General features: G+C 69.7%; 9 protein-coding genes. 3 read left to right on the forward strand and 6 right to left on the reverse strand.

The genetic code is table 11. The features are described from left to right. Positions 1-6: 6 nt before the first annotated feature. Positions 7-93 carry a hypothetical protein gene (locus AB0B72_RS39815; RefSeq protein ID WP_367744975.1) on the forward strand — a complete coding sequence of 29 codons (87 nt, stop codon included), beginning with the start codon at positions 7-9 and terminating at the stop codon, positions 91-93. A gap of 154 nt (positions 94-247) precedes the next feature. Further along, the gene (locus AB0B72_RS39820) at positions 248-1,627 is read left to right on the forward strand and encodes a PHB depolymerase family esterase (protein ID WP_367744965.1); all 1,380 of its coding nucleotides are present in this window, start codon (positions 248-250) and stop codon (positions 1,625-1,627) included. 10 nt (positions 1,628-1,637) lie between these two features. On the opposite strand, the gene AB0B72_RS39825 is transcribed toward AB0B72_RS39820, so the two are convergent. The 5 genes from AB0B72_RS39825 to AB0B72_RS39845 are packed head-to-tail and all read right to left on the reverse strand — an operon-like array spanning position 1,638 to position 6,922. Next, positions 1,638-2,792, reverse strand: coding sequence for a glycoside hydrolase family 68 protein (locus AB0B72_RS39825; protein ID WP_367744966.1), 1,155 nt, complete (start codon positions 2,790-2,792; stop codon positions 1,638-1,640). A gap of 46 nt (positions 2,793-2,838) precedes the next feature. Next, on the reverse strand, positions 2,839-3,762 hold the full coding sequence (locus AB0B72_RS39830) for an ROK family protein (RefSeq protein ID WP_367744967.1): 924 nt from the start codon (positions 3,760-3,762) through the stop codon (positions 2,839-2,841). A 5-nt stretch (positions 3,763-3,767) separates the two neighbouring features. Beyond that, the gene (locus AB0B72_RS39835; protein WP_367744969.1) at positions 3,768-4,592 is read right to left on the reverse strand and encodes a carbohydrate ABC transporter permease; all 825 of its coding nucleotides are present in this window, start codon (positions 4,590-4,592) and stop codon (positions 3,768-3,770) included. Beyond that, positions 4,589-5,551 carry a carbohydrate ABC transporter permease gene (locus AB0B72_RS39840; protein WP_367744970.1) on the reverse strand — a complete coding sequence of 321 codons (963 nt, stop codon included), beginning with the start codon at positions 5,549-5,551 and terminating at the stop codon, positions 4,589-4,591. The genes AB0B72_RS39835 and AB0B72_RS39840 overlap by 4 nt, the downstream gene beginning before the upstream one ends. A 6-nt stretch (positions 5,552-5,557) precedes the next feature. After that, positions 5,558-6,922, reverse strand: a complete 1,365-nt coding sequence (locus AB0B72_RS39845) for an ABC transporter substrate-binding protein (RefSeq protein ID WP_367744971.1) — start codon at positions 6,920-6,922, stop codon at positions 5,558-5,560. A gap of 140 nt (positions 6,923-7,062) precedes the next feature. Here AB0B72_RS39845 and AB0B72_RS39850 point away from each other — a divergent pair, with 140 nt between their 5' ends. Continuing rightward, positions 7,063-8,121 carry a LacI family DNA-binding transcriptional regulator gene (locus AB0B72_RS39850; protein WP_367744973.1) on the forward strand — a complete coding sequence of 353 codons (1,059 nt, stop codon included), beginning with the start codon at positions 7,063-7,065 and terminating at the stop codon, positions 8,119-8,121. Between the two features lie 65 nt (positions 8,122-8,186). Here the strand turns inward: AB0B72_RS39850 and AB0B72_RS39855 are convergent. Next, positions 8,187-9,671, reverse strand: a 1,485-nt coding sequence (locus tag AB0B72_RS39855; RefSeq protein WP_367744974.1) for a lectin, incomplete at its 5' end; no start/stop codon positions are given.

Raw genomic sequence — 9,671 nt, forward strand, 5'->3', positions numbered from 1 at the left:
CTCGACGTGCCGAACTACTCCACCGCCAACGGCGTCAAGCTGCAGATCTGGACCTGCAACGGCGGAACCAACCAGCGCTGGACCCGCACCTGACCCAGCACTCCGCATGCCGGGGCGGCCCCTCCGGGCCGCCCCCCGACGCCGCGGGGCCCGCGCGGATCTCGGCGAGGCATGCGAGGGACGAGAACGCTTCCTCGGGCCCCGTCGAAATGTCCAGGGCGGCGGCCCGACGATGAAAGGACACAGCGTGACCCGACGATTGAAAGCCGTGCTGGCGGCGGCTCTCCTCCCCCTGGTGACCGTGGCGGGCATGCTCCTGGGGGTCCGGCCTGCCGCTGCCGCGTCGCTGACCCAGGTCACCGGTTTCGGCAACAACCCGACGAACCTGAACATGTACATCTACGTGCCGGACCGGGTCGCGGCACGGCCGGCGCTGCTGGTGCTGGTGCACTACTGCGGCGGCTCGGCCAGCTCGGTCTTCGGCTGGAACGGGCACGACTACGTCACCGCGGCCGACCGCTACGGCTACATCATCGTGCTCCCCGAGGCCACCCGCAGCGAGAAGTGCTTCGACGTCTCCACACCGAACGCGCTGAAGCGCAACGGCGGCGGCGACTCCACCGGCATCATGTCGATGGTCTCCTACGCCCGCTCGCGCTACAACGTCGACCCCGGCCGCATCGTGGTCAGCGGCTTCTCCTCCGGCGCCATGATGACCAACGTGCTCGCCGCCCAGTATCCGGACGTGTTCTCCGCCGCCTCGGCGTTCTCCGGCGTGCCCGCGGGATGCTTCGCCACCACCAACGGATCGCTGTGGAACAGCCAGTGCTCCGGCGGCAACCTCATCAAGACCGCCCAGCAGTGGGGCGACCAAGCCCGGGCCATGTACCCCGGATACACCGGACGCTACCCCCGCATCCAGCTGTGGCACGGCACCACCGACACCACCCTCGCCTACCCGAACTTCGGCGAGGAGATCAAGCAGTGGACCAACCTCCAGGGGTTGAGCACCACTCCGGGCTTCACCGACCACCCGCAGTCGACCTGGACGCGCACCCGGTACGGGAACACCGGAACCCAGGCCACCATCGAGGGAGTCAGCATCAGCGGCGTCGGCCACGATTTGCCGATGACCGGCCAGCTCGCCTACGCCATCTCCTTCCTCGGCCTCGACGGCACCACCACGCCGTCGCCCACACCCACGCCGTCGCCCACACCCACGCCGTCGACGTCTCCTGGCGCGGCGGGTGCGATCCGTGGTGTGGGGTCGGGCCGGTGCCTGGACGTCAGCGGCAACTCGGCCACCAACGGTGCGCAGGCGCAGATCTACGACTGCAACGGGCAGGCCAACCAGCAGTGGACCTCCACCAGCGCCAGTGAGCTGCGGGTCTTCGGCAGCAAGTGCCTCGACGTCAACGGCGCGGGCACCGCGAACGGCAGCACCGTGATCATCTGGGACTGCAACGGTCAGAACAACCAGAAGTGGCGCTTCAACTCCGACGGCTCCATCACCGCGGTCGGGGCGAACAAGTGCCTGGACGTGCCGAGCAACTCCACCGCCAACGGCGTCAAACTGCAGATCTGGACCTGCAACGGCGGGGCCAACCAGAGGTGGACCCGCACCTGATCCGCCTCCTTCACCCCATCGGCTGCGTGGCCGGCGTGTGGGCCGCGACACGGGTGCGGGTGCCGTCGAGGGTGAGCTCGAGGACCGGTGCGATGGTCCCGCCGAAGCCGGCCCGCGCGGAGGAGGACCCGGCCCGCAACGGGTTCTCCTCTCCGGTGGACCGGTAGTTGAGGAAGCTGACGACCCGGAGATCGGGCAACACCAGCCAGGCGTACGCCTGGTCGGGCTCTTCTGAGGGGTTGCCGATCACGAGCCCGGAGCCGTTGAGCGGCGTGTAGGGCCCTGTCAGGCGGGGGGCGGCGAAGCCGTAGAGCCCGGTGGGCGCGCTCCCGCGCGGGTGGAACCCGTGGCGCTGTGTGGAGAAGAAGAGGTAGTACGACGAGTCGTGGACGACGATGTGCGGCCGCTCGATTTCCTGGTTGACGCCGTCGGCCACGAGGAGGGGCGGCTGGAGCGACCAGCCGCCGGAGTGGGCGCCGGCGATCGCCACCGCGCCCATGAAACGGTCCCGCCACGCGACGGACGCGGCGACGAGCAGGTGCTCGCGCCCGTCGGCGGGGTCGCGGAACCAGCCGGGGTCGCGGAAGGCCCTGATCCGCCCGGGCCCGCCGTCGATCTCGTCGGCCGGCAGGTAGGCCAGGCCGTCAGAACGGAGCACCTCGCGGTGCTCGCCACCGCGTTCGAGCACGACACGGCCGCCTTCGACGTCCAGCCTGGGGCGCGCCTCGACGACACGCTGCGTGAACGTCGGGCGCGCCTCGCCCCGCCGCCCGGTGGCCGTGTAGAATACCGACACCGTGCCGTCGGGCCTGCGGACCGCCGAGCCCGACCACTCGCGGCTGCCCGGTGAGGCGCCGTCGGCGAACGCGTGCCCGAGGTCCGTCCAGCCGTCGCCGTCCTTCGCGAGCAACCGGATGCGGGCGCGATCGTGGCGCTCCTCGGGGTGGCCGAGGGCGGGCGCCGAGAGCGCCATCCACAGCTCGCGGCCGCCGGCGATCGCCGTCGAACCGTCCTCCTCCTGGATCGGCCACAGGTCCCAGACGTCGTCGTGGGGCAGCACGCGGGGCTGGGCCGGGAAGGCGATGACCGGCGCCGTGGTGGCGTCGTTCTCGGTGAGCAGTTCGATGTGACGCCGCGTCCAGTGCGCCGGCCCGGCGTCGTTCACGCGGCCCTCTCCCCTGATCGACGAACCATCGAAAAAGACCTCCGAGTCATTCGAGAAGTGACGAGCCGGCGTCATGACCGTGCGATCCCGTCGCGTCGCGTGCGAGTTCCACGGCCCCGACGACCCCCGAGCGGTCACCGAGAGAGGGGCCGACGACGTATCCCCCCATCGCCGCGGCGTCGCCCGGCGCCGGATAGCCGGCGGCGAGGCCGAGCACACGCGCCCGCACCGCCGGGAGCAGGGAGGGGTGCTTCGGCACGCCCCCGCCCACGATGACCCGCTCGGGCGACAGCGTGTAGGTCAGGTTCACCACGGCGAGCGCGAGGTACTCGGCTTCGAGCTCCCAGGCCGACGGGTCGTCCACGTGCTCGGCGGGACGGCCCCACCGCCGGCGCATCGCCTCCCCGGACGCGAGCCCCTCCAGGCAGTCCCCATGAAAGGGGCAGCTCCCGGCGAAGGGATCCCGGCCGAGATCGTGGGGGATGCGGATGTGACCGAACTCGGGATGCAGGAGGCCGTGCACCAATCGGCCGTTCACCACCGCGCCCGCGCCGATGCCGGTGCCGACGGTGATGTACGCGAACGTCGCCAGCCCTTCCCCGGCTCCCCTCCGCCACTCCCCCAGCGCGGCCGCATTCACGTCCGTGTCGACGCGGACGGGCACACCCAACGCGGCGCGCAGCGGCGAGACGACGTCGGTGTACGCCCAGCCGGGCTTGGGCGTGGCCGTGATGTGGCCGTACGTCGACGACGCCGGTCGCAGGTCCACGGGGCCGAAGGTTCCGACGCCGATCGCGGCGAGCCCTTCATGGCGCTGGAAGAACCGCGTCGCGCCCGCGATGGTCGTCTCCGGCGTCGTCGTGGGGATGACCTCGGTGTCCCGAAGGCGTCCCCCGGCGTCGGCGACCGCGCACACCCATTTCGTCCCGCCCGCCTCGATCCCGCCGTACACGGGTGCCGCTTCTTTCATGCGTGTCACCCCTTCAGCGAGCCCTGGAGCAGGGCGGTGACGAAGCGGCGCTGGAAGACGAGGAAGATCACCAGCGTGGGGGCCAGGATCAGCAGCGACCCCGCGCAGAGCAGCGGGATGTCGGTGCCCCACTGCCCCTGGAAGGCGCCCAGCGCTCCGGACATCGTCCGCTTCAGCGGATCGTCGACCAGGACGATCGCCAGGAGGAACTGGTTCCAGGTCCACAGGAACAGCAGGATGGCCAGGGACGACAGGGCCGGCATGGCCAGCGGGACGTGAACGCGCCAGAAGAGCTGCCACACGTTCGCGCCGTCGATCCGCGCGCTCTCGGACAGCTCCGCGGGCATGTTCACGAAGTGCGCGCGCATCCAGAAGACGGAGAACGGCATGAACAGCCCGATGAGCGGCAGGATGATGGCCCACCGCGTGTTCAGCAGCCCCATGTCGCGCACCTGGTAGTACAGCGGCGTGATGATGCCCTCGAAGGGAAGCGTCAGGCCGAGGACGAAGATCAGGAACACCGCCTGGCGCCCGGCCATCCTCAGGTGGCCGATGGCGAAGCCGGCGAGCGTCGCGATGAGGAGCGAGACCGGGACCACACCGACCACGATGAGCGTGCTCGACTTCAGCAGCTCGCCCATGTGCGCCGCCTGGAAGGCCTCGGCGAAGTTGCCCCAGTGCAGCTCGGCGGGCCAGTCGAGACCGGGCGGGTAGCTGCCTGAGGGGTGCAGGGCGGTGACGAACAGGCTGACGAAGGGCAGCAGCGTGATCGCCATCAGCAGGACGAGCAGCAGCCGTCCGGTCCACGTCTCCCGGCGTCCGACGATCATGAGGACCTGTCCTTCGTGAGCCACTGGATGGGAAGCGCGCAGACGAGGACGAGCACCATGAGCACGACGGCCAGGGCCGAGGCCATGCCGACCTGCCGCTCCGAGAAGGCCAGGTAGTAGATCTCCAGACCCGGGACCATGGTCGAGTTCCCCGGACCGCCCTGAGTGGCGATGTAGACGATGTCGAAGCTGGCCAGGGCCGCGATCACGGTGACCGTGACGCAGACGCCGATCTCCTGGCGCAGGCTCGGGACCGTGATGGACAGGAACTCGCGCACGGGCCCGGCTCCGTCCATGCGAGCGGCCTCGTACAGCGCCGGGTCGATCTTGCTCAGGCCGGCCAGGAGGAGGAGCGTGCACAGGCCGAGCAGCACCCACGCGCCGATCACCCCGACCGCGGGCAGGGCGGTCGAGAAGTCCCCCAGCCAGGCGCGCACCACCCCTCCGAGGCCGACGCGCTCAAGCAGCTGGTTGACCAGTCCCGTCGACGAGAGCAGCCAGCTCCACGCGATGCCGGCCGCGACGAGCGGGATGACCTGCGGCAGGAAGACGACGGTCCGGGCGACGAGCGCGAGGCGGCTCGCGGCGATCCGCCGGATGGTGGAGGCGATCGCCAGGCCCAGCACGACGGGGATCGCGCTGAAGAAGACGATCAGCTTGAAGGCGTTGAGGATGGAGGCGAACAGGTCGGGGTCGGTGAAGACCTTCACGTAGTTGTCCAGCCCCGCCCACGTGGACGGTCCGATGCCGTCCCAGCGGTACATCGAGTACTGGAGCGTGAGGGCGATCGGCCGCAGGACGAAGACGGCGTAGAAGGCGAGCGCCGGAGCGACGAACAGCCAGCCGACCCAGCCTGGCGTGCGGAGCCCCGCCGGAGCGGGGCTCCTCTTCTTCGCCACGGCTGCCGGCTCTGGCCGTGCCCCGGAGGGATCGGCGGCGTCGGGAGTCGGCCGTGTCATCGGTGCTCAGCTCCCCCCTACTTGGCTCTTGTAGTCGCTCTGGACCGACTTGAGGAGCCCTTCCGGGGTCTGCTGCCCGGCGACGAGCTTCTGCAGCTGCGGGGTCCAGCTCTTGGCGTAGATCGCGCCCGTGGCGTTGGCGATGAAGTCCATGGCGCCGTTGTCCTTGGCGATGTCCGCTCCCGCGTCCAGCGTGCTCGCCGTGACCGTGCCCGGTGTCACGCTCGGCATGTGCGCGTCGGCCGGGCCCATGGGGTGCGAGCCGCCGATGGCCACGGCGATGTCGCGGGCCTTGGAGTCGGTGGCCACCCAGTTGAGGAAGAAGGCCGCGCAGTCGGCGTTCTTCGCCCTCGCGCTGATCCCGTAGGTGAGGGGAGCCGACATCGCGGCCCGCTTCCCGCCTGCCTGGGCCGGCGGCATCAGGAAGAAGCCCGCGCCGCCCTTCATCTGCTTGTCGAGGTTCCCCGACTCCCAGTCGCCGTTGAACATGAACAGGCCGTCGCCGCCGATGAACCGGCTCATCATCGTCGCGTAGTCGACGGCGTTGACGTCCTTCCAGAAGTATCCGGCCTTGACCCACTTGCCGAGATGCTCCGCGGCCTGCGCGTTCGACGGCGTGTCGATCGTGGCGCCCGGCTTCTGGAAGATCCAGTCGTTGATCGGCGCGGCGGGGCCGTAGGAGGCCATGAGGTCCTGGAGGGGGAAGGCGAGCCCGCCCGTGGCTCCGCCGTTGAACTGGGCGATCGGCGTGATGCCCGCGCTCTTGGCCTTCGCGAGCGCGTCGTCGAGCTCCGCGAGGGTGGCCGGCGGAGCGGACATTCCGATCTTGCCGGCGAGCTTCTTGTTGTAGAACACGCCGGTCATGCTGAAGTTCAGCCCCATGGCGTACAGCGATCCCTCGCCGCGCGTGCGGCCGCCGGGGCCCAGCCGCATCTGCTGGAGCTGCGAGGCGGGCCAGGAGTCCCAGCCGAACGCCTTCGCGTAGCCGTCCATGTTCTTGAGCAGGTTGTCCTTGACCAGCTCCGAGACCTGGGGAAGCCGCATGAGGTCCGGCGGGTCGTCCGCGAGGACGCGCGGGGCGTTCTGTGTGATCACGGCGAACTGGTCCTCCCGGACGTTCCACGTGACGTTCGGGTGCTGCTTGGTGAACTCGGTGGTGAGCGCCTTGGTGATCGGGAAGCCGGTCTCGATGTACGCCTTGAGCGTGACCGGCGTCGTGCCACAGGTCGGTGTCGTTGAAAGGGCTGTGCCGGTGGTGGCCTCCGGCTGCGGGGCGTCGCTTCCGGGCCCCCCACAGCCCGCGGCGAGCGTTCCCCCCACCACGACCGTCAGCACCGCCCCGTTCCAGCGGTTGCGAACTCGACGCGACATCTGCGTCTCCTCAATAGATCAGGGACTCGCCGGCAGAGGCGAAACCCCGGGCTCAGGTTTGCTAAATCGGATTAGCAATGCGATAGTCTCACCATGCGTGCCGCAGGGTGTCAACCCCTCACAACGCAGGAGGTTTCTCGGTGAGCCCACGACGGGTCACGCTGGCCGATGTCGCCAAGATCGCCGGTGTCTCTCCGACCACCGCGTCGCTCGTGTTGTCCGGCCGGGGGCGGGAGCTGCGCATCTCCCACGACGTCGAGCAGCGCGTCCTCAAGGCCGCGGACGAGTTGCAGTACCGGCCCAACATAGTCTCCGTTGGCCTGCGCACCGGAACGACGCGGACCATCGGGTTCGTCTCCGACACGGTCGCGACCTCACGGCTCGCCGGCGACATGATCAAGGGAGCGCTGGAGGCCGCCCGGGAACGCGGCGTGATGCTGTTCATCGGTGAGACGGAGGGAGAGGCCGAGCTGGAGCGCCGCCTGCTGCAGGCCATGCACGACCGTCAGGTCGACGGGATCATCCTGGCGTCGATGTTCACGAGAACTATCAAGCTGCCCAAGGGGATCACCGCCGCTCCCGCCGTCCTGCTCAACGCCGTCCCCAAGCAGCCCTCCCCTCTCCCCTCCGTCCTCCCCGACGAGGTCGAGGCGGGCCGCAGCGCCGCCCGCATACTGCTCGACGCCGGCCATCGCGAGGGCATTTACCTCATCGGAGCCGGCCCGGCCATGCGTGACGTGGCCGCCGGGAGCGTCGCGGCGGTGGAACGGCTGATCGGCATCCGTGAGGTGCTCGGCGCGGCGGGCGTCAAGGTGGCGGGCGGACGCGTCTGCCGTGACTGGGAGCCGGAGCGCGGCCTGGAACTCACACGCGCGCTGATGAGGACCGAGCGTCCCCGCGCGTTGATCTGTTTCAATGACCGGCTCGCGCTGGGCGCCTACCAGGCGCTCGACGACTTCGGGCTGAAAGTGCCCGGGGACGTCTCCGTCGTCTCCTTCGACGATCACCCCATCGCGGCGTGGATGCGCCCCAAGCTGACGACGGTGGCCCTCCCCCACTACGAGCTCGGCCGCGCGGCCGTCGACGTCCTGTTCGCCGAGATGGGCCGGCAGGACGAGGACGCCCACCGCGAGGGCGAGGTGCACCGCGTCCCGATGCCGGTCCGCGTCCGCGAGTCCGTCGCGCCGCCGGGCGCCTGATCAGGCCCGGGTACGAGCATGCCGGGGCGGCCACGAGAGGCCGCCCCGGCATGAGGGGTGCTGGGTCAGGTGCGGGTCCAGCGCTGGTTGGCTCCGCCGTTGCAGGTCCAGATGGCCAGCTTGGTGCCGTTGGCCGTGGCGTTGTTCGGCACGTCCAGGCACTTGTTCGCGCCGACGGCGGTGATGGAGCCGTCGGAGTTGAACCGCCACTGCTGGTTGTTCTGGCCGTTGCAGTCCCAGATCAGCACGGTGGTGCCGTCGGCGGTGCCCCGGTTGTTCACATCCAGGCACTTGTTGCCGAAGACCCGCAGCTCACCGGAGGCGGTGGAGGTCCACTGCTGGTTGGCCTGGCCGTTGCAGTCCCAGATCTGCGCCTGCGCGCCGTTGGTGGCCGAGCCGCCGGTCACGTCCAGGCACCGGTTCGACCCCACACCACGGATCGCCCCCGCCGTACCCGGAGACGTCGACGGGGATGGGGATGCCGACGGGGACGCGGACGGGGACGCGGACGGGGACGGTGATGTGCCGCCGCTGACTCGGTACACGACGGTGCCGTGCGCCGGCACGCTGGCCGAGATGGTGCCGGTGCTGCCGCTGACGGCGTTGGTCCAGGCGTCGCGCAGGGTGAACGACCCGCCCGACAGGCCGGCCGCGGACGCGGTGGTGCTGACCGTGGTCGTGGTGCCGCCCTGGTTGAACAGGGCGACCGCGACGTCGCCGTTGCTGAGCTTCTTGGCCAGCACGCGCCGGGTTCCGTCGTTGCTGATCTGGCGTGCCTGCAGACCGAGCGAGTCCTGGTTGATGGCGATCAGGTTCTGGTTCTTCAGGATCGTCTGCGTCGCCGCGTCCATGTTCCGCAGGTCGTTGCCGGCGATGAGGGGGGAGGCCATGATCGCCCACAGGGCGAAGTGGCTGCGCATCTCGGTGTCGGTCATGCCGCCCCGGCCGACTTCCATCATGTCGGGGTCGTTGAACGCCCCCGGCCTGGCGTAGGAGGCGAGCGGGACGGTGACGTTGACGATGTTCTGGATGCCCATCGGGTATCCGTTGGTCTGGCCGGTGTCCCACTTGTTGGTGATGTCCTCGGTGGTCCGCCAGATGTTGGCGATATCGCCCCAGTCGCGCCGTGGTCCGGTCTTGTCGTGGACGCTGTTGGAGTTGATGCTGTACAGGATCGGCCGTCCACTGGCCGCCAGGGCGTCTCGCATCTTGGCGAACGTGCGGACCTGGTCGTCGATGGTGCCGGTCGGTGAGCACCAGTCGTACTTCAGGTAGTCCACGCCCCAGGCGGCGAACTGCCTGGCGTCTTGTGCCTCGTGTCCCTGGGCGCCGGTCGCGCCGGGGTAGCTGTTGAAGTACTGCGCGCAGGTCTTGTCCAGCGGGGCCTGGTAGATGCCGAACTTCAGTCCCTTGCCGTGCAGGTAGTCGCCGAGGGCTTTCATCCCGCTCGGGAAGCGTGAGGAGTTGGCCTGCAGGTTCCCGGCCGAGTCGCGGGTGGAGTTCATCCAGCAGTCGTCGACCACGACGTACTGATAGCCCAGGTCACGCAT

The sequence above is a fragment of the Microbispora sp. NPDC049125 genome (assembly GCF_040802045.1).
Lineage (GTDB): Bacteria > Actinomycetota > Actinomycetes > Streptosporangiales > Streptosporangiaceae > Microbispora.